Source organism: Shewanella sp. S1-58-MNA-CIBAN-0166 (assembly GCF_040310085.1).
Taxonomy (GTDB): Bacteria; Pseudomonadota; Gammaproteobacteria; order Enterobacterales; family Shewanellaceae; genus Shewanella.
This window is the reverse complement of the sequence record NZ_JBEOPN010000008.1, coordinates 1-20,794: the sequence shown is the minus strand read 5'-3', so window position 1 is coordinate 20,794 and position 20,794 is coordinate 1. Positions and strand designations below refer to the sequence as shown.

The 20,794-nt window shown below is 42.7% G+C and carries 14 protein-coding genes and 2 tRNA genes; 10 read left to right on the top strand and 6 right to left on the bottom strand.

Annotated features, from left to right (window positions below; genetic code table 11):
- Nucleotides 1-5: 5 nt before the first annotated feature.
- The 3 genes from yihG (AAEY99_RS06830) to AAEY99_RS06820 all read right to left on the bottom strand — a co-directional run bounded on the left by yihG (AAEY99_RS06830) (nt 6) and on the right by AAEY99_RS06820 (nt 3,417).
- Nucleotides 6-911 (bottom strand): 1-acylglycerol-3-phosphate O-acyltransferase, YihG family, encoded by a 906-nt coding sequence (yihG, locus tag AAEY99_RS06830; protein WP_351009761.1) that lies wholly within the window; start codon nt 909-911, stop codon nt 6-8.
- 6 nt (nt 912-917) lie between these two features.
- Complete coding sequence (gene yihG / locus AAEY99_RS06825) at nt 918-1,814, bottom strand: 1-acylglycerol-3-phosphate O-acyltransferase, YihG family (RefSeq protein ID WP_351009758.1); 897 nt, start codon at nt 1,812-1,814, stop codon at nt 918-920.
- Between the two features lie 79 nt (nt 1,815-1,893).
- Nucleotides 1,894-3,417 carry a YifB family Mg chelatase-like AAA ATPase gene (locus AAEY99_RS06820; RefSeq protein WP_351009757.1) on the bottom strand — a complete coding sequence of 508 codons (1,524 nt, stop codon included), beginning with the start codon at nt 3,415-3,417 and terminating at the stop codon, nt 1,894-1,896.
- A 366-nt stretch (nt 3,418-3,783) separates the two neighbouring features.
- Here AAEY99_RS06820 and paeA point away from each other — a divergent pair, with 366 nt between their 5' ends.
- Nucleotides 3,784-5,091, top strand: a complete 1,308-nt coding sequence (paeA, locus tag AAEY99_RS06815) for a polyamine export protein PaeA (RefSeq protein ID WP_101087269.1) — start codon at nt 3,784-3,786, stop codon at nt 5,089-5,091.
- A gap of 32 nt (nt 5,092-5,123) precedes the next feature.
- On the opposite strand, the gene ilvY is transcribed toward paeA, so the two are convergent.
- On the bottom strand, nt 5,124-5,996 hold the full coding sequence (ilvY, locus tag AAEY99_RS06810; RefSeq protein WP_351009756.1) for an HTH-type transcriptional activator IlvY: 873 nt from the start codon (nt 5,994-5,996) through the stop codon (nt 5,124-5,126).
- A 209-nt stretch (nt 5,997-6,205) separates the two neighbouring features.
- Here ilvY and ilvC point away from each other — a divergent pair, with 209 nt between their 5' ends.
- The 6 genes from ilvC (at nt 6,206) to AAEY99_RS06780 (ending at nt 15,152) form a co-directional block, all read left to right on the top strand.
- Complete coding sequence (gene ilvC, locus AAEY99_RS06805) at nt 6,206-7,687, top strand: ketol-acid reductoisomerase (protein ID WP_192116352.1); 1,482 nt, start codon at nt 6,206-6,208, stop codon at nt 7,685-7,687.
- Between the two features lie 567 nt (nt 7,688-8,254).
- Complete coding sequence (gene ilvG, locus AAEY99_RS06800) at nt 8,255-9,940, top strand: acetolactate synthase 2 catalytic subunit (protein WP_162022166.1); 1,686 nt, start codon at nt 8,255-8,257, stop codon at nt 9,938-9,940.
- The gene (gene ilvM, locus AAEY99_RS06795) at nt 9,937-10,194 is read left to right on the top strand and encodes an acetolactate synthase 2 small subunit (protein ID WP_011635912.1); all 258 of its coding nucleotides are present in this window, start codon (nt 9,937-9,939) and stop codon (nt 10,192-10,194) included. Before ilvG ends, ilvM begins: the two co-directional genes overlap by 4 nt.
- Nucleotides 10,195-10,340: 146 nt before the next feature.
- A complete protein-coding gene (gene ilvD / locus AAEY99_RS06790) occupies nt 10,341-12,200 on the top strand; it encodes a dihydroxy-acid dehydratase (RefSeq protein WP_162022167.1) in 1,860 nt (619 codons plus the stop codon).
- A 1-nt stretch (nt 12,201) separates the two neighbouring features.
- Nucleotides 12,202-13,776, top strand: coding sequence for a threonine ammonia-lyase, biosynthetic (ilvA, locus tag AAEY99_RS06785; RefSeq protein ID WP_351009752.1), 1,575 nt, complete (start codon nt 12,202-12,204; stop codon nt 13,774-13,776).
- Nucleotides 13,777-14,009: 233 nt separating this feature from the next.
- Entirely contained in the window at nt 14,010-15,152 is a 1,143-nt protein-coding gene (locus AAEY99_RS06780) for a pyridoxal-phosphate-dependent aminotransferase family protein (protein WP_351009750.1), read from the top strand.
- A gap of 121 nt (nt 15,153-15,273) precedes the next feature.
- Here the strand turns inward: AAEY99_RS06780 and ubiK are convergent, their stop codons facing one another.
- Nucleotides 15,274-15,522 carry a ubiquinone biosynthesis accessory factor UbiK gene (ubiK, locus tag AAEY99_RS06775; RefSeq protein WP_059746313.1) on the bottom strand — a complete coding sequence of 83 codons (249 nt, stop codon included), beginning with the start codon at nt 15,520-15,522 and terminating at the stop codon, nt 15,274-15,276.
- A 143-nt stretch (nt 15,523-15,665) separates the two neighbouring features.
- Here ubiK and rep point away from each other — a divergent pair, with 143 nt between their 5' ends.
- On the top strand, nt 15,666-17,678 hold the full coding sequence (gene rep, locus AAEY99_RS06770; RefSeq protein WP_011635917.1) for a DNA helicase Rep: 2,013 nt from the start codon (nt 15,666-15,668) through the stop codon (nt 17,676-17,678).
- Between the two features lie 24 nt (nt 17,679-17,702).
- Here rep and AAEY99_RS06765 read toward each other — a convergent pair whose 3' ends face one another.
- Nucleotides 17,703-20,327 (bottom strand): sensor domain-containing phosphodiesterase, encoded by a 2,625-nt coding sequence (locus AAEY99_RS06765; protein ID WP_351009748.1) that lies wholly within the window; start codon nt 20,325-20,327, stop codon nt 17,703-17,705.
- A 264-nt stretch (nt 20,328-20,591) separates the two neighbouring features.
- Between AAEY99_RS06765 and AAEY99_RS06760 the strand changes: the two genes are divergently transcribed.
- Nucleotides 20,592-20,668 (top strand) — tRNA-Arg (locus AAEY99_RS06760).
- A gap of 51 nt (nt 20,669-20,719) precedes the next feature.
- Nucleotides 20,720-20,792, top strand: a tRNA-His gene (locus AAEY99_RS06755).
- Nucleotides 20,793-20,794 lie beyond the last annotated feature (2 nt).

Here is a 20,794-nt window from a genome sequence, read left to right as displayed (position 1 = left end):
TGCAGTTACTGCTGTTGGTAAGCTTTTATTATGTCATCTATTTGCTGATCTTTTTCAAGCCAAAGCTGATTTAACCACCGCTGAAATTCGACACGAGTTTCTGGGCTTGAAAAGTAGACCTCTGAGTCCACTTTGGGTACGGGCAGAGTGTCAATACGGATCACCACTTTTTTAGTGCGTCCGTGCATCACATTCGCCAATACTTTTTCCGAGGTTTCAGGATAAACCAAGGTGATATTTAGCAGGCCGGTAAACTGTTCGCCCATTGCTGAGAGTGTAAAAGCTATCCCACTGGCTTTAGGACGTAATAAATGGCGATAAGGTGAATTCTGACGTAGTCGTTTTTCTTCGGTAAACCGACTGCCTTCAACATAATTAATAATCGATGTAGGCATGTCCTTAAAACGCTCGCAAGCTTTGCGGGTTGTTTGCAGATCTTTGCCTTTCAATTTAGGATTTTTTTTCAGTTTTGCTGCACTCGTACGATCCATAAACGGCATGTCGAGCGCCCAGCAACCTAAGCCCATTATTGGTACATATAATAGTTCTTTTTTTAAAAAGAACTTCAACATTGGAATATGGTTACGCAATAAATACGTTTGGGCTGCAATATCAAAGCCACTGACATGGTTACTGATCAGTAAATACCAACCGTTTGGGTCGAGTTTATCTAACCCTTTTACATCCCATTCAATGTTGGATATCAAATATAAAATACCGCCATTGCATGTGGCCCATGACCACATAAAACGGTTCATTATTCGCGTTAATAATCGGCGAGCAGGCAAGAACGGCAGTAATAATTTAGCCACACCGCCAATGGTTAATAATGAGCTCCATACAATGGTATTGATGATCAATAGCGTCAGACTGATAATAAACAGTATTGGACCAGGTAAAAAAGCCAGCATATTGTGTTAACCCTCTTGTTTTGCTTGTGACGCAAAATTTTGTAACTGCAGGTCTTTATCTAGCCAAAGTTGATTGAGCTGCTCTTGAAATTCAATTTTAAATTCGCGATCTTTTAGGTAGTCACCACGCATACGCTGAGGAATATCAGTGATTTTAATGTCCACTCTTACCTCTGATAATCCACCACAAATATAGTGCCAATAAGTCGGTACGGTATCTGGATAATATATGGTGACATTAACCAGTTTATTAATGTGCTCTCCCATAGCGGATAATGCGAATGCCATTCCTCCAGCCTTAGGTTTTAGAAGGTGCTGAAAAGGTGAGCCTTGTTTATCATGTTTAGCTGTCGTAAAACGAGTACCTTCAACAAAGTTCATAATACTCACAGGTTTCGTTTTAAATTTCTCACAGGCTTTACGAGTAATCTCGATATCTTTACCTTTCAATTTAGGATTTTTTCGCAACTGTGAGGTGCTGTAACGGCGCATAAATGGAAAGTCTAATGCCCACCAAGCGAGGCCAAGTACTGGGACAAAAATCAGTTCTTGTTTGAGGAAAAACTTTAAAAAGGGAATTTTGCGGTTAAATACTCGCTGTAAAATGAGGATATCGACCCACGATTGATGGTTAGCAATAACCATGTACCATTCTTGTTCAGAAAAAGATTGGTCGCCAGTGACATTGATACGCATTGGATGAAAAATTGATTCTACTATCGTATTGACACCGATCCATGCAGTAGCGCAATTGTCGAGAATATAACTACAGATTTTTTGACAAATGCCAATCGGGATCAATTTTACAATACTGAACGCCAAGATAGGGATGGTCCAAAAAATGGTATTAAATAAATAGCATAAGAATGCAATTGAACCTTTGATTTTCGAAAGCAGCGACATTTTTCTCTCCTATTAAACGGAGGGCTATGTTACTCGTAGTCGCAGTTTTGCTCAATCTATACGATAGGTTAAATTACGTTTATTGCTGATTCAATTTTGCCAGTAATCGATCCATGGCCCTATAACCAAGGGCTTGAGCTATGTGACTGCGCTCAGTTGTAGGGGATTGCTGTAAGTCGGCAATGGTACGAGATACCCGTTGAATTCGATGAAAACTACGTACAGACAATCCTAAGCTCACGACACTTTGTTCTAAAAAAGCGAGATCTGGTTGAGTTATAGCGCCATCTTGTTTGAGTTGTTTTGGGGTTAATTCACTGTTTAATACCCCAGCGCGGCTGAGCTGTAGATCGCGTGCTTGTTTGACCCGTTTAGCTATTTCAACGCTGGACTCACTGGGTTGGTGTTGTTGGGTTAACGTGCCAGCAGGAAGTTTAGGAACATCTACGGTTAAATCGAAGCGGTCTAAAAACGGCCCAGATAAACGTGATAAGTAACGCTGAATTTGATCCGGGGTCGAACGTGCGCGCTCCGTATCACCACAAGGGCTTGGGTTCATTGCGGCAATGAGTTGAAATCGACTTAAGAAGGTCAATTTTGCTGCCGCACGTGAAATCTCAACTTGACCCGTTTCCAAAGGTTCTCGAAGACAATCTAGTACCTTTCGAGGAAACTCTGCTATTTCATCAAGAAATAATATTCCACGGTGCGCCAATGATATCTCACCTGGTTTGGGATGGCTGCCGCCGCCAATAAGTGCAATAGATGATGATGTATGATGCGGCGAGCGAAAAGGGCGGTTAAGGAAGTTTTGCGGTTGTACATGTAATCCGGCGACAGAATGAATCGCTGCTACTTCAATGGCTTCATCGTAAGTGAGTTTTGGCAATAACGGAATAATACGATTGGCTAACATACTTTTCCCCGTCCCTGGGGGGCCAATAAACAACATGTTATGTCCTCCGGCTGCGGCGATTTCAAGCCCGTGTTTTGCCTGATATTGGCCAATGACATCGCTCATACATAGCGATGATTGCATCAGAGGTTCTTCTTCAATCCACTCGGGTAAGGTATCGAGTAACGGCAATTGTGCTTGGCCATGTAGGAATGCCGCCAAGTTTTGCAAGTGAGCGACAAAATAACTGTGCTTATAGCCAACCAGCTCTGCTTCATGTCTATTTTCGATGGGCATAAAAAAATGGTGCTGATCATTACGTGCCGCAATAATGGCTGGCAATAATCCACTGCAAGGTCTAATTTGCCCAGAAAGAGCCAGCTCACCAACAAACTCGCATTGGTGTAACGCTTTAGCTGGAACTTGATTTGATGCGGCGAGAATACCGACTGCAATAGGCAAATCATAGCGGCCACCTTGTTTTGGTAAATCTGCTGGGGCTAGGTTGACGGTAATTCTTTTTTGAGGGAATTCAAATCCCGCATTAATCAACGCACTTCTGACACGCTCTTTGGCTTCTTTGACAGAAGTTTCTGGCAGTCCGACTAGATTAAATGCGGGTAAACCGTTGCTTAAATGAACTTCAACAGTGACTCTTGGCGCTTCTACACCACAACTTGCTCGAGTAAATACACAGGCTATCGCCATCAACAATTCCTTTTGTTTGAATAATATACAAATGAAGAGGTGGTTACAGTTTAGCAGTGATGTTTTTTTTTGCGTGATAAAGGCTAAATAAGTGAGATAAAGTTGTGCTTGTAAGCTAGTTTAAATGACTGATGTTGAGTAGAATACCGTCGCTTTATCGTTCACAAGGACCGATTATAAATAGGTCTGTTGTCGTGAAACACTATAATGATATTCCATCACTCGTTATTTCTATCTGTATTGAATCATTAGCCTTATTAATTTGAATGTTAATAAATGGCTGAGGTCTTGCATTTGCCCATTTTGCAACAAAGATATGTACATACATTCCTGATATTTTGGCTAGTATTCAGGTAAAGGTAAACTATGAGCCTCTCTGATAATTTATTGATCATCTTGTGCCTGATCGGCATTAGTTGTTTTTTTTCTATGTCTGAAATTGCCCTCGCGGCATCACGAAAAATGCGTTTGCAATTAATGGCTGATGAGGGCGATTTGCGTGCCGCAAAAGTGCTTAAACTTCAGGCGCATCCAGGCAGTTTTTTTACCGTGGTACAAATCGGACTCAATGCGGTCGCGATTATGGGCGGTATTGTGGGTGAATCAGCCTTTAGACCTCATTTTGAACAATTACTGTTGCCTTTATTGGGCAATGAGTGGGGTTTACAGCTGAGTTTTGTTTGTTCATTTGTGACGGTCACTTCATTGTTTATTTTATTTGCTGATTTGATGCCTAAACGAATTGCTATGGTGATCCCAGAGCAAGTTGCGGTCACTTTTGTAATGCCAATTATTTTGTGCATTAAAGTATTAAAGCCGTTTGTGTGGATTTTTAATGGTTTGGCCAATGCAATTTTTAAATTGTTGCAAGTGCCTACAGCACGTAACGACCAAGTCACCCATGATGATATTTACGCCATGATGACAGCCGGTACTGAAGCTGGGGTGATGGATAAAGGCGAACAACAAATGATGGAAAACGTGTTTGAAATGCAGTCGGTGTCGGTGACCTCTGCAATGACAGCACGTGAAAGTTTAGTGTATTTTTTACTGCAAGACAGCGAAGAAGACATCAAACAGAAAATTGCTAAAAACCCGCATAACAAATTTTTAGTTTGTGATGGTCAACTGGATATGATCAAAGGTTTTGTTGATGCAAAAGAGTTACTGATTAGGGTAATTAACGGCGAGAACATCACCTTAAAAGGCAGTACGTTAGTGCATAACTGCCTCATCATTCCAGATACGTTAACCTTGTCTGAGTCGATGGAATATTTTAAGAATAATCGTTCCGACTTTGCGGTGGTGATGAACGAATATGCTTTGGTTGTTGGCATAGTTACCACCAATGATTTACAAAGTGCCGTTATGGGCGCGTGGTCATTACATGAAAGTGAAGAACAAATTGTTGCCCGTGATGGTAACTCTTGGTTAGTCGATGGGGTTACACCGATTACTGATGTCATGCGAGCATTTAATATTGAAGTGTTTCCGCATAATCAAAATTACGAAACCATTGCTGGTTTTATGATGTATATGTTGCGCAAAATCCCCAAACGTACTGACTTTGTCAATTATGCAGGTTACAAATTTGAGGTAGTCGATATTGACTCATACAAAGTCGACCAACTACTGGTTACTCGGTTAGATATTGAGATGCCGCCACTGCCTTAAGTCAATTAGCTTAAACAATCTACACGGCACCATTAAATGATGTCTAAGAACGCACTAATGATTGGATCATTGGTGCGTTTTTCTTTGCAGCAACAGCCTAATTCAAATGGCGGGATCGGGATTGGCGAAGCTAAGATTTGGATGCGATCGCGTACCGGACTATTGTGGATCACCGCTTCTGGACTAATACCAACACCACAGCCGAGCGCGACCATAGAGACAATCGCCTCCTGACCAGAGACTTGGGCATAAATATTGGGTTTTATGCCCATTTGCTTAAACCATAAATCAATCCTTTTTCTGCCGGGACCATGGTCCGGTACGATATAGGGCAGTTTAGCCCAGTCAATTTTTGGCTGGTTTACCCATTGCTGAACTTGGCATTGTATTGTGGGCGCAATGACGGAAATCGGTACTTTATCAATCGGAGTAAAATGCAAGCTACTTGGAAACGCCTCCGGTAATGCAATAATCGCGATATCGGCGCGATTTTTTTGAATTTGGTTGACCGCATTGGCTGGATCTCCCGTGTTGAGATTGATATCGACATGGGGATGCTCACGTCTAAACCGATCTAACAGTGCCGGTAAATGGCTATAAGCTGCGGTAACTGAACAGTACAAATTAAGATTGCCATGTAAAAACTGTTGGCTTGGGTCAATTCGACTGCGCAGCTGGGTCCATTCCGATAATGTTTGCTCTGCAAAACGTTTAAATTCAACGCCTGCGTGAGTAATGGTGACGCTTCGATTGTCTCGGTCAAATAATTTACTGCCCAGTTCCTCTTCTAACCGCTGCAACGCACGGCTTAAGGTTGACGGACTAACATGCGATTGCTCAGCCGTTTTGGCAAAATGCAGGCTATCGCATAAGTGTAAATACATTTTAAGTGAACGGATATCCATCACAGCACCTTCAAGCACGTATTAAGTTGAGAGTTAAGTTAAATATTAGGTTAAGCATTCCATGTTGCAGTAATTGCAACGTCATGTCCCGAATATATCATTTTAAGCAATCATATGCATGCGCTATAGTGACTTCAATCACAACGCTTAGGGTCGCTGACTTATAAGATGTTGAGTCCCAAATTACTAAATTTTATAGGTGGTATCAGATGGCTAACTATTTTAACTCTCTGAATTTACGTCAACAATTAGCTCAATTAGCACAATGCCGCTTTATGGACCGTACTGAATTCAGTGACGGTTGCCAATATATTAAAGATTGGAATATCGTGATTTTAGGTTGTGGCGCCCAAGGCCTTAACCAAGGTTTAAACATGCGTGACTCAGGCCTAAACATTTCTTTTGCCTTACGTCCACAAGCTATTGCAGAAAAGCGTGCATCGTGGCAAAAAGCCACCGATAACGGCTTTAAAGTCGGCACCTTTGAAGAGCTTATTCCTGCGGCTGATTTAGTGTTAAACCTTACACCAGACAAGCAACACACTAATGTTGTAAACGCGGTTATGCCATTAATGAAGCAAGGTGCTACGTTATCTTATTCACATGGTTTCAATATCGTTGAAGAAGGCATGCAAGTTCGTCCAGACATTACTGTGGTTATGGTTGCGCCAAAATGCCCTGCTACAGAAGTCCGTGAAGAATACAAGCGTGGATTTGGTGTGCCAACATTGATTGCAGTGCATCCAGAAAATGATCCAAATGGTGATGGCTTAGCGATTGCTAAAGCTTATGCCAGTGCTACCGGTGGCGACCGCGCCGGTGTATTAATGTCATCGTTTGTGGCTGAAGTTAAGTCAGATTTGATGGGCGAGCAGACCATTTTATGTGGCATGTTACAAACGGGTGCCATTTTAGGTTACGAGAAAATGGTCGCTGATGGTGTTGAGCCTGGTTATGCCGGCAAGTTAATTCAACAAGGTTGGGAAACCGTTACCGAAGCGCTTAAGCACGGCGGCATTACCAACATGATGGACCGCTTATCAAACCCAGCTAAAATCAAAGCATTTGATATGGCTGAAGAGTTGAAAGTTATCCTTAAGCCATTATTTGAAAAGCACATGGACGATATTATCAGCGGTGAGTTCTCTCGCACTATGATGGAAGATTGGGCTAATGATGACACTAACTTGTTGCGTTGGAGAGCTGAAACCAACGAAACCGCATTTGAAAATGCGCCTGTGTCATCTGAACATATCGATGAACAAACCTATTTCGACAAAGGTATTTTCTTAGTGGCAATGATCAAAGCGGGTGTTGAACTTGCATTTGATACCATGGTTGCAGCAGGCATTGTTGAAGAGTCGGCTTATTATGAATCGCTACATGAAACACCGTTGATTGCCAATACAATTGCACGTAAGCGTTTATATGAAATGAATGTGGTTATTTCGGATACGGCTGAATACGGTTGTTACTTATTCAACCATGCAGCGGTACCTATGTTACGTGATTATGTTAACGCTATGCCATCTGAGTATTTAGGTGCTGGACTTAAAGATCAAGCAACAGGTGTTGATAACCTTCGCTTAATCGACGTCAATGAACAAATTCGTAATACAGAGGTTGAGTATATCGGCGCTGAGTTACGTGGTTACATGACCGATATGAAAAGTATTGTTGAAGCGAGCTAACGTATAAGGTCACTGGTGAAGTACCTGTTCAGTGTTTTTTGCAACATGTTTATGTTGTCGTTGTCGGACAGGCATCAATCGAAACGTCCTAATGTTATTGATTAGGACGCTGAAAAAACAAATTGTTAGATTGAGTTCTAATTATTTATTCGTTGAACTCATGCGTTAAGTTTTTGTTGTTGTTTGCATTGTCTCGGCAGGGAAGCTGAATTTTTTTTATAATGGCAATTTTTTAGTTGTGCTGGATAAATCTTTTATGGTACTTGTTAGTTATACCGTAATGTTATTTGAACATAACCAAACGAATTAATACTAGAAACTTAGGATACAGTCTAAAACATGTTAAACCACACAGCCATTCTCATTCTCGACATTATTACCGTAGTGATTATTAAGTCACAGCGGGGGTGGCGTTTTGGCAACTAGACTGACCTAAGAGTCAAACAGATTGCAAAAACCCCCGCTCCGAAAGGACCGGGGGTTTTTTAGTTTTAGGCTTAAGTAAAACCAAAGACCCAATATTACACAGTAGAGCAGCAGAACCATTGACGAAGTAGAGAGCAACATATGGAAGCAGGACAGAAAATGCGCGGCGCGGATGCAGTAATCAAAGTGCTAGCAGCACATGGTGTGACAACCGTATTTGGTTATCCTGGTGGGGCGATTATGCCAATCTATGATGCCCTTTATGGTGGTCCTGTAGAGCACTTGCTTAGCCGTCATGAACAAGGTGCCGCGTTTGCTGCCGTGGGATATGCCCGTGCTAGTGGTAAAACCGGGGTGTGCTTTGCAACATCAGGCCCAGGGGCCACTAACCTAATCACCTCACTTGCCGACGCTTTACTTGACTCGGTTCCACTAGTTGCCATAACGGGCCAAGTGTCTACTAGTGTTATCGGTACCGATGCATTCCAAGAGATAGATGTATTAGGTATGTCGTTGTCATGCACCAAACACAGTTTTATGGTCACCGACATCAATGAGCTTATTCCCACCTTATATCGCGCTTTTGAAATTGCAGCAGAAGGACGTCCTGGTCCGGTTTTAGTTGATATTCCCAAAGACATTCAACTTGCAGCATTAGAATACAAAACCCCCCTTCAAAGTGTTAATGATGAATTACAGCCTCTGGTGACTGACTTAGATGCGGCAGCGGAATTAATTAAGCACGCTAAGAAGCCTATGTTGTATGTTGGTGGTGGTGTGGGTATGGCTGGCGCAGTTGCGCAGTTGCGTCAGTTTATCGACACCACAGGCATTCCATCAGTGGCAACGTTAAAGGGTTTGGGCAGTATTGCACATGGCACTAAAGGTTATTTAGGTATGTTGGGTATGCATGGTGGCAAAGGGGCAAACCTTGCTGTGCAAGAATGTGATTTATTGATGGTAGTAGGCGCGCGTTTTGATGACCGCGTTACCGGTCGGCTTGCGAGTTTTGCCAGTAATGCCAAAGTATTGCATTTAGACATCGATGCCGCCGAAATCGGTAAGTTACGTCAAGCTGACGTGGCGATAGCTGCTGAACTTAGCATAGTGTTACCTGCATTAACGGCCGCCGTTACTGGCAAACTGGATATTGCTCAATGGCAAGCCGATGTTGAGGAGTTATCCCGTAAGCACCAATGGAATTACCAACATCCAGGTGATTTAATTTATGCGCCAGCGATGTTACGCCGTTTAGCCAATAAACTACCAGAAGACAGTGTTGTTGCTTGTGATGTAGGCCAGCATCAAATGTGGGTTGCACAGCACATGTGGTTCCGCCGTCCTGAGGATCATTTATCCAGCGCTGGCTTAGGCACTATGGGCTTTGGCTTACCTGCTGCGATTGGCGCCCAAGTTGCCCGACCTGATGCGACAGTGGTCACGGTCTCTGGTGATGGTTCGTTTATGATGAATGTTCAAGAATTGACCACCATTAAGCGTCGTAAATTGCCGGTAAAAATCTTACTGATTGATAATCAAAAACTGGGTATGGTTAAGCAATGGCAACAGTTATTTTTTGAAGAGCGTTACAGTGAAACAGATTTATCTGACAATCCTAACTTTGTCCTGATGGCATCGGCGTTTGATATTCCAGGTCGAACGATAACGCGAGCGGATCAAGTCGAACAAGGGTTAGATGATATGTTGAATAGTAGCGGTCCTTTTATGTTACATGTGTCGATTGATGATGCTTTTAATGTATGGCCTCTAGTGCCACCGGGTGCGAGTAATAGTGAAATGATGGATCAAATGGAGAAGCAAACATGATGCATGCATTAGAAATAACCGTTCAACAACGTCCCGAAGTACTGGAACGCGTGCTACGTGTTACTCGCCATCGTGGTTTTAAAGTCACCCAAATGCAGGTTCGCATTAATGAAGACGCCAGTATGGCGGTCGATTTATGGGTTGAGGCCGAACGTGCCATTGAATTGCTCAGCAACCAGTTAGATAAATTAATCGATGTCACGCACTGTAAAGTGCTATCGGCGGCACCATTAAACCAAGTCGCCAACGGCTAGAGTTTACGATTAAATCCAGCACGATTTAGTTAGAGATTATTTAGTTAGAGACTATTTAGTTAGAGATTATGTAGTTAGAGATTATTTTAGTCGTTATAAGGTGAATAAACCGATAACGCGATCCACATTAAACAAGGATATTAGCAATGCCAAAATTACGTTCAGCAACCAGCACCGAAGGCCGCAACATGGCAGGCGCCCGCGCACTATGGCGTGCCACTGGCGTGAAAGAAAATGATTTTGGTAAACCTATCATCGCGATAGCCAATTCGTTCACTCAGTTTGTCCCTGGGCATGTGCATTTAAAGAATATGGGATCATTGGTTGCAGGTGCCATTGAAGAAGCAGGCGGCATTGCCAAAGAATTTAATACCATTGCCGTAGATGACGGTATTGCTATGGGCCATGGCGGCATGCTGTATAGCTTACCGTCGCGCGAGTTAATTGCAGACAGTGTTGAATACATGGTGAATGCGCATTGTGCAGATGCATTAGTGTGTATTTCTAACTGCGACAAAATTACTCCTGGCATGTTAATGGCGGCGTTACGGTTAAATATTCCGGTGGTATTTGTATCCGGTGGACCAATGGAAGCGGGTAAAACCAAGCTATCTGATCAAATTATTAAGCTTGATTTAGTTGATGCCATGATCGCCGGTGCAGACTCTAATGTCAGTGACGAAGACAGTAAGCAAATCGAACGCAGTGCTTGCCCTACTTGTGGCTCATGCTCGGGCATGTTTACTGCTAATTCGATGAACTGTTTAACCGAAGCCTTAGGCTTATCGTTACCGGGTAACGGTTCCATGCTCGCAACTCATGAAGACCGTCGTGAATTATTTTTAGAAGCGGGTCGTCGCGTGATGATGTTGGCTGAACGTTATTACAAGCATGACGATGAAACGGCATTGCCACGTAATATTGCGTCATTTAAATCATTTGAAAATGCCATGGTACTTGATGTTGCCATGGGCGGTTCATCTAATACAGTGTTGCATTTAGTGGCTGCCGCGCAAGAGGCGGAAATTGACTTTACTATGGCCGATATTGATCGCATATCGCGCTTAGTGCCTCATCTATGTAAAGTTGCACCATCAACGCCTAAATATCATATGGAAGATGTTCACCGTGCTGGTGGGGTGATGGGTATTTTAGGCGAGTTAGATAGAGCAGGTTTAATCCATAACGATGTACCGCATGTGGCCGCAGACAATGGCGGCGATTTAAAATCAGTTTTAGCTAAATACGACATTAAACAAACTAACGACCCAGCTGTGATCCGCTTTTTTAGTGCCGGCCCTGCTGGTATTCCAACGACTAAAGCATTTAGCCAAAATTGCCGTTGGGACAGTGTTGATGACGACCGTGAAAATGGTTGTATTCGCTCGCGTGAGTTTGCCTTTAGTCAAGAAGGTGGCTTAGCGGTATTGTCAGGTAATGTGGCCGTTGATGGCTGTATTGTCAAAACGGCAGGGGTTGATGAGTCTAATTTAACTTTTGTTGGTAGTGCTCGCGTGTACGAAAGCCAAGATGATGCGGTAGCCGGTATTTTAGGCGGCGAAGTGGTTGAAGGTGATGTGGTTGTTATTCGCTACGAAGGCCCAAAAGGTGGCCCTGGTATGCAAGAAATGCTGTATCCAACAACCTATTTGAAATCGCGTGGGTTAGGCGCTAAATGTGCGTTAATTACCGATGGTCGTTTTTCGGGTGGTACTTCTGGTTTGTCTATTGGCCATGTGTCACCAGAAGCAGCATCAGGTGGCACTATTGCACTGATCGAAAACGGCGATCAAATTGCGATCGATATTCCCAAGCGCAGCATTCAATTAAATGTTAGTGAAGCAGAGCTGACTCAGCGTCGCACAGCCATGGATGCTAAAGGCCCGTTAGGTTGGAAGCCGGTGTCTCGTGAGCGTTATGTGTCATTAGCCCTTAAAGCTTATGCATTATTGGCAACCAGTGCTGATAAAGGTGCTGTACGCGATCGCACTAAGCTGGAGGGGTAATATGTTGGCTTTGGCGTCTCAAACTCAATTAGATTTAGCGCATTATTATTTACAGAAAATTTTGCTATCGTCTGTTTATGATGTGGCTAAAGTGACGCCATTGTCGAGCATGAATAAATTGTCTGCTCGCTTTGGTTGTCAGGTGTATCTAAAGCGTGAAGATATGCAACCTGTGCATTCATTTAAAATACGTGGTGCCTACAACCGTATAGCAGCGTTAACTCAAGATGAGTGTGATAGAGGTGTGGTGTGTGCATCGGCGGGCAATCACGCTCAAGGGGTAGCGATGTCTGCTGCCAGTCGCGGTATTGATGCCGTAATTGTAATGCCTAGTACCACGCCAGATATTAAGATTGATGCTGTGAAACGCTTAGGTGGCAATGTGGTGCTTCATGGGCAGGCGTTTGATCAAGCCAATGACTATGCAAAGAATCTGTCGGTAACAGAAGGGCGTGTTTATATCGCTCCTTTTGATGATGAAGCGGTTATTGCGGGGCAAGGCACTATTGCGCAAGAAATGGTCCAGCAGCAACGCGATATCGAAATCGTGTTTGTGCCCGTTGGCGGTGGTGGCTTAATTGCCGGTATTGCGGCTTATTATAAAGCGGTAATGCCACAAGTGAGGATCATTGGAGTCGAACCCGAAGATGCAGCTTGTTTAAAGGCGGCATTAGAAGCCGATGAACCAGTGACACTGGCTCAAGTCGGTTTGTTTGCTGACGGCGTAGCGGTTAAACGCATTGGTACTGAGCCATTTCGCTTAGCGCGTGAATACGTTGATGAAGTGGTTACTGTTACTTCTGATGAAATTTGTGCGGCAGTAAAAGATATTTTTGAAGATACCCGCGCGATAGCTGAACCTGCAGGGGCCTTGTCGATTGCTGGGCTTAAAAAATACATGGCCCAACAAGGTGACTCCATTAATGCACCGAAAAAAGTCGCGGCAATATTGAGTGGCGCCAATGTGAATTTTCATAGTTTACGTTATGTGTCTGAACGCTGTGAATTAGCTGAGCAAAAAGAAGCGGTACTAGCGGTAAAAATCCCTGAAAAGCCTGGCAGCTTTTTACGTTTTTGCGAGTTACTCGATAAACGGGTGATGACCGAATTTAACTATCGCTTTAGTAGCCGTGACATTGCGGTGGTGTTTGCCGGCATTCGTCTTACCGGTGGCCAAGCAGAGCTAAGCGAAATTATCGCTAAACTTGAGTCTGAAGGCTTTGAAGTTCAAGATTTATCCCAAGATGAAACCGCTAAATTACATGTGCGTTATATGGTCGGTGGTCACCCACTTGAGCCACTAGAAGAGCGCTTGTTTAGCTTTGAGTTCCCGGAACATCCCGGGGCGTTGTTGAAGTTTTTAACCACCTTACAGAGCAAGTGGAATATCAGTTTATTTCATTATCGTAACCATGGCGCAGCCTTTGGCCGAGTGTTAGCCGGCTTTGAAGTACCGGCGAAAGACGATGTGGCGTTTGCCCAGTTTTTAACAGACTTAGGTTTCGTTTATCAAGAAGAAACCCACAGTCCGGCATATCAGTTATTTTTGAATAGCGCTAAGCGAAGCGGTAATTGATGTTAAAATACCCTCCAGAGGTGATTTAGTGCCTCAATGTGGTATTGTCAGTGCGCCTAAAACGAAAAAATATTCGTGGCTGTGTTCCAAATCGCCAATATACGATGCCGTCGCGGCATCATGTCATTGGGGTTGCTTTATATGTAGGGTAAATTTTTCCATATGCTAGTAATACTAATCGTATTAATGTAATTAGTATTTAGCGTATTCGACCTCATTTTAAGGAGACATTGATGTTACCCGTGCCAACAATTCCAGCTTTTATGCCACCGCGCCGAATCTTAATGGGTCCAGGCCCATCTGATGTGTATCCTGAAGTGCTTGCGGCACAATCAAGGCCGACTATTGGCCACCTTGACCCATTATTTGTTGGCATGATGGATGAGCTAAAAAGCTTAATTCAATATGCTTTTCAAACTAAAAACGAAATGACCTTAGCGGTATCGGCGCCAGGCAGTGCTGGTATGGAAACCTGTTTTGTCAATTTAGTTGAACCAGGTGAAAAGGTAATCGTGTGTCGTAATGGGGTGTTTGGTGAGCGCATGCGCCAAAACGTTGAGCGTGTTGGCGGTGTTGCAGTAGTCGTCGACAATGAATGGGGCGAACCCGTATGCCCAGATAAAGTTGAAGCTGCACTTGTCGCGCATCCTGATGCCAAATTTTTAGCCTTTGTACATGCAGAAACCTCAACGGGTGCACTGTCGGATGCCAAAACATTGTGCACCTTGGCGCAATTACATGACTGTATCAGTATTGTTGATGCGGTGACCTCATTGGGTGGCGTTGAACTGCTGGTGGATGAGTGGGGCATTGATGCCATTTATTCAGGCAGCCAAAAGTGCTTATCTTGTGTGCCTGGTTTATCTCCGGTGTCATTTTCTCCTAAAGCCGTTGCTAAACTAAAAGCTCGTACCACCCAGGTGCAGAGTTGGTTTTTAGATCAAACCTTAGTGATGGGTTATTGGGGCAACAGCGCTGGTGCTAAGCGCAGCTATCATCATACTGCACCCGTTAATGCATTATATTCCCTCCATGAGTCTTTACGTTTGTTAGCCAATGAAGGGCTCGAAAATGCCTGGGCAAGACACCGTAAAATGCATCAATTATTACGCGATGGATTAACCAAGCTTGGATTGAAATTTGTGGTTGAAGAAGCGTCTCGTTTACCGCAACTTAATACCGTTTATATTCCAGATGGTGTTGATGATGCTGCAGTGCGTAAGCATTTATTGGAAGAATATAATTTAGAAATTGGTGCAGGCTTAGGTGCTTTAGCGGGTAAAGCATGGCGCATCGGCTTAATGGGCTATGGTGCCCGTCGTGAAAACGTCGCCCTTTGCTTATATGCATTAGCAGAGTCTCTTAACCAGAACTGAGGTTAACTAGCTTAGTGGGTGTAAAAAAATGACGCTAAATAGCGTCATTTTTTATGTCTGTAAATGAGTTAAAACGATTACAGAGTCCGTAATATCAATCGTTATTCCGAATTTAGGTTAGTTACTCGGCAAACTTTTTTTCTAACTCATTCACTTGCGCTTGTAATGCTTCAAGCTTCTCGCGGGTTTTAAGCAACACATGTTGCTGAACCTCAAACTCTTCGCGCGATACCACGTCCAGTTTCATCAATTGGTTTTGTAATATCTGCTTGCTGCGTTCTTCAAACTCACCGGCAAATTGCTTAACACCGCTGGGTAAGTTATCGCTAAGTTGTTTCGCGAGCTCTTCTATTTTCTTTGGATTAATCATGATGATTCCCTACTGAGACATTGATTTAATTGTAACCGAGGTAAGCGCTTTTCCAAACACTAAGTGTGATTTTTCGTTAACCGTCATCAGTTGATTCTGCTATGATCCGCCTTCGTTTAAGGCTAAGCAAGGTGTAATGATTAATGAAACTCAATCCAGGGCAAAATGAAGCCGTACATTATGTATCGGGTCCATGCTTAGTGCTCGCTGGCGCGGGGAGTGGTAAAACACGTGTAATCATTAATAAAATTGCTTACTTAGTTGAAAAGTGTGGCTATAAAGCTCGCAATATTGCCGCAGTAACCTTTACCAACAAAGCCGCCCGTGAAATGAAAGAACGTGTTGCTCAGTCTATGGGGCGCAAAGAAGCGCGCGGATTATGGATTTCTACTTTTCACACCTTAGGGCTCGAAATCATTAAGCGCGAGCATAAAGTGCTTGGGCTTAAAGCGGGTTTTTCATTGTTTGATGACCAAGACACTTTCGCGTTATTAAAAGAACTGACCGAAGATGAGTTAGATGATGATAAAGACCTGATCAAATCTTTGGCATCAGCGATATCGAATTGGAAAGGGGGATTAGTGATCCCTCAGCAAGCAAAAAGTATGGCAAAAGACGAGCAAAGCCAATTATTTGCCATGTTATATGCCAGGTATGCTCAGCATATGAAATCTTATAATGCGCTCGATTTTGATGACCTAATCTTAATTCCAACCTTATTATTGCGGATGAATGAAGAAGTCCGCACCCGTTGGCAGACTAAAATTCAATATTTGCTGGTGGATGAGTATCAAGATACCAATACCAGCCAATATGAGTTAGTTAAATTACTGGTTGGCGAGCGAGCACGTTTTACGGTAGTAGGTGATGATGATCAATCTATTTATTCTTGGCGTGGTGCAAAGCCACAGAACCTGGTGTTATTAGGGACTGACTTCCCAAGACTTAAACTCATAAAGTTAGAGCAAAACTATCGTTCAAGCCAACGTATTCTTCGGGCAGCCAATATTTTGATTGCTAACAACCCTCATGTGTACGACAAAGCGTTATTCAGTGAGTTAGCTTATGGTGAGCCCTTAAGAGTATTAATTGCCGCTAACGAAGAGCAGGAAGCTGAACGAGTGGTTGCCGAGATCATTCGGCATAAGTTTGTTGGGCGGACTAAGTTCGGTGATTACGCCATTTTATACCGAGGTAATCATCAGTCTCGTTTACTCGAACGATCGCTTATGACCAACCGTATTCCTTATAAGCTTAGTGGCGGTACTTCATTTTTTTCTCGTGCAGAAATTAAAGATATCATGGGATATTTACGTTTAGTGGTGAACCCTGACGATGACAATGCTTTTTTACGGGTGGTTAACTTACCTAAGCGTGGTATCGGCCCTGCATCGCTGGAGCGTTTAGGTAATTTTGCCAATCAAAAGCATATATCATTATTTGAAGCTATTTTTGATGTTGAACTCAACCATCACTTAGCACCAGCTGCGGTTAACTCCTTGTATCAATTTGGTAAATTTATTGTTGATACTGGTGAAGTTGCCTCGCGGGGTGAGCCTGTTGAAGCGATTAAACAGCTTATACGTAAAATAAATTACGAAGATTACTTATACGAAACGAGTACCAGCGCTAAAGCGGCTGAAATGAGGATGAAGAATATTTCGGAATTATACCGCTGGGTTACCGAAATGCTCGAAGGTGATGAGTTAGATGAACCGATGACGCTACCAGAAGTGGTTACTCGATTAACCCTGCGCGACATGATGGAACGCAACAGCGAGGATGAAGGTGGCGATCAAGTTCAGTTAATGACGTTACATGCCTCTAAAGGACTGGAATATCCTTTTGTATTTATGGTGGGCGTTGAAGAGCGCATTTTGCCGCATCAGTCGAGTATTGACGAAGACAATGTCGATGAAGAACGACGTCTGGCGTATGTGGGTATTACCCGTGCACAACGTGAATTGTGGTTTGTAATATGCCGTGAACGTCGCCAATTTGGTGAAACAATGCGATGTGAACCGAGCCGTTTTTTACTTGAGTTACCGCAAGATGACTTAATTTGGGAAAACCGTAAGCCTGTTCAAACAGAAGAGCAGCGTGTCGAAACCAGCAAAAGTCACATCGCCAACATACGCGATATGTTTAAAAAATAGTGCTAATTGGGTTGGACTTATTGATTAGGCACAGGCCTTATGTGGCTTTTTTTTTTCGTTAAAAAGTTTACTGATCGCTCGTCCTTGACCACGCACATAACCCAGTTCTAAAAACTGCCTTACTTGTTGTTGTGTGTCTACTGTAGTGGCGTAAATATCGAAATTAAGTGTTTGTGCCGTCAGTTGGTAAGCTTTGACTAATTGTAACTGTTTGTCATTGAGTAAATGCTTACTGATGTCATCATCTAACTTTAATGCCTTAATCGGTAAAAAGCTCAGGCAACTAAGTGAACTGTAACCTGTGCCATAGCCATCAATCCCGATTTGCACGCCTAGTTGCGAGATGAGCTCGAAACCATTGATGTGGTTTTCGGTGTCTTGCACTAGTGCTTTTTCGTTAAAGAATAATATTAATTTCTCAAGATTGATGTTGCTACTTTTAATCGTTTGCTTGAGATTGCGTAATACGAATTTATTTTTGATGTGCTGGCTGCTAATGGATAGATGTAAGTATACTGACGGTCCATATTTTTGTTTAAGAAATTGATACTGTTCACTTAAGTGAGAAAAAATATAACCGTCGATATTAAGTGTGAGCTGGTATTGTGCGGCAAGACTTTTCATTTTGCCATGTTCAATTATGCCTTGTTTGGGATGGTGCCACTCAACGTGAGGTTCAATGGCAATGATTTCACCATTAGTAAAATCGACCACTTCAACGTAGTTAATTTCAAATTCTTGTTGGTCTAGGGCGTTTTTAAAATCAATTTCCAATTCATGTTGTAGCTTAGATTGTGCGCTGAGCTTGTCGTCAAAAATAACATAACAACCCTTACCATTAGCTTTAGCCTGATACATAGCAGCGTCAGCATCACGAAGTAGTGACTCGCTGGTGACTAATTTATTACGTCCACTAAATGCAATTCCGATACTGGCACCTGAGATGAACTCTTGTTTGGCTAGCTGATAGGGCATCGACAACGCTTGTAAAATACGATCACTGACCTCGATAGCATCTTCCGTGGCATTAATAGAATCCAGCAAAATAACAAATTCATCACCGCCCATTCTTGCTAGAGTGTCATTTTCACGTACACATGACTTGATACGTTGTGCGGTTTCAATTAAAAAGCGATCGCCTTCGAGATGACCAAAAGAATCATTGATCACTTTAAAGCGGTCGAGATCGATAAATAATAATGCAAACTGATCTAATCCATGCCGGCGCAAGTGTTTTAATGCTTGTGATAATCGTTCCATTAAATAGCTGCGATTGGGTAACCCTGTCAGTCCATCATGCTGAGCATCGTGTAAGAGTTGATCTTCAATCTTTCGGCGCTGATTAATTTCTTGTTGAAGATTGCTGTTCAGTTCAGCGAGTGCTCGAGTGCGTTTAACGACTTTATCTTCTAACTGCTCATGGCTATTTTTCAGTGACTCAGCCGCCAATTTACGTTCAATAGCATTGGCCATATGCTGAGATACAAACGTCAGCAACTCTAAATCTTTCAATTGATAAATATGAGCGTCACCCAAGCTATAAATCGTTAATGCGCCAGCGACATCGCCATTAATGATCAGCGGAATGCCTATCCATTGATGCATTCTATCGGTTTTGTTTAATTCTGGTGATTTTGCGTAAATCTCACCATTAGCAACCATGTCAGCGATATCTTTAGATGATAATAACCGCGGTAATTTATGTTCTAGGATGTATTCTGTTAGCCCATCCTGCATAGGACGAGAGGCTGGATATTCGGTTGTCATTTGCGAAACATAGAAAGGAAACGACAACATATTGTTATCGTTTATCAATGAGATAAAACAGTTATCAGCCGGTATTAATTGACTCATAATAGTGTGAAGTCGTAAATAAAAGTCTTGTTGGAGTACATTTGATGCAGATAAATCGGCAATTTCGAATAAGGCTTTTTGCAATTTTTCGGCTTTAACTCGTTCCGTTATCTCTTTTTTGACTTTTTCATAAGCTTGGCTGAGTTCTTTAGTGCGTTCAACAATGGCTTGTTCTAGTTGTTCATGATGCTCAAGCCGTTCCATTACCCCAGAAATATGATGGCAAATGAAACCCATTAATTCTAATTCAAGTTCACCGTAGGTATTGGCTTCGTTATAGCTTTGTACAACAAGTACACCACTGACTACATCTTGGTTCTTGATGGGTACGCCAAGCCATTGGTGACTTGGAGAGCCAAGACTTTTAATATCGCCACTGGCGATCAATTCATTAAACTTATTATCGTCGCATAACAAAGGTGTGCCATTACGGAGCACATAACCTGTTAAACCACTATTAAGTAATGCTGATATTTCCTGGTCTGGGTAGAGTTCCGTTGGGTGAGAATCTTGTTGGTCGGCAAAAAAAGGTAAACTTGTCAGTCCGGTTTTTTGGTCTTGAGATGCAATAAAAAAGTTTTCTGCAGGGATAAGTTGCTGCAGATGTAAGTGTACTCGTTGATAAAAATCATCAAGTGAAGTGACCTGGGTCGCAATATTAGAAATACCCAGTAAAGCGTTCTGAATAGTCTCAGAACGTTTATATTTTTTAGCCAAACGCTTTAAGCGAGCGATCCTTTTTTGCAGATGCTCGACTCGTGGAGAGGCTATTGAGTGACTTATTGCAGTATCCATACCCTTGTTGACCGTTATCCTATTAATTATGTGAACAAATTATTGTTGAACAATCATTATAATTACCATAAATACAAATGTGATCCAAGCTAAATTAATGTCAGTATAAAGTTAATAACTCTCGTAAATGAGTGCGAATAAGTAAGAAGTGAGCAAATAGTTAGCGTAAATGAGTCAAAAGTTAATCAGTCAGTTAAAAAAAGCAAATCAGGGCTAGACGTGACGGTGTTTTATCCCTAATATATGCGTCGCTAACCAAGGCGAGCGCCCATAGCTCAGCTGGATAGAGCGTACCCCTCCGGAGGGTAAGGCCGAAGGTTCGAATCCTTCTGGGCGCACCATTCGGCATGTACTGTTTCTGTCGTATTGGTTAGTAGAATTGAAAGTCAGTGGTGATTGTAGCTCAGTTGGTAGAGTCCCGGATTGTGATTCCGGTTGTCGTGGGTTCGAGCCCCATCAGTCACCCC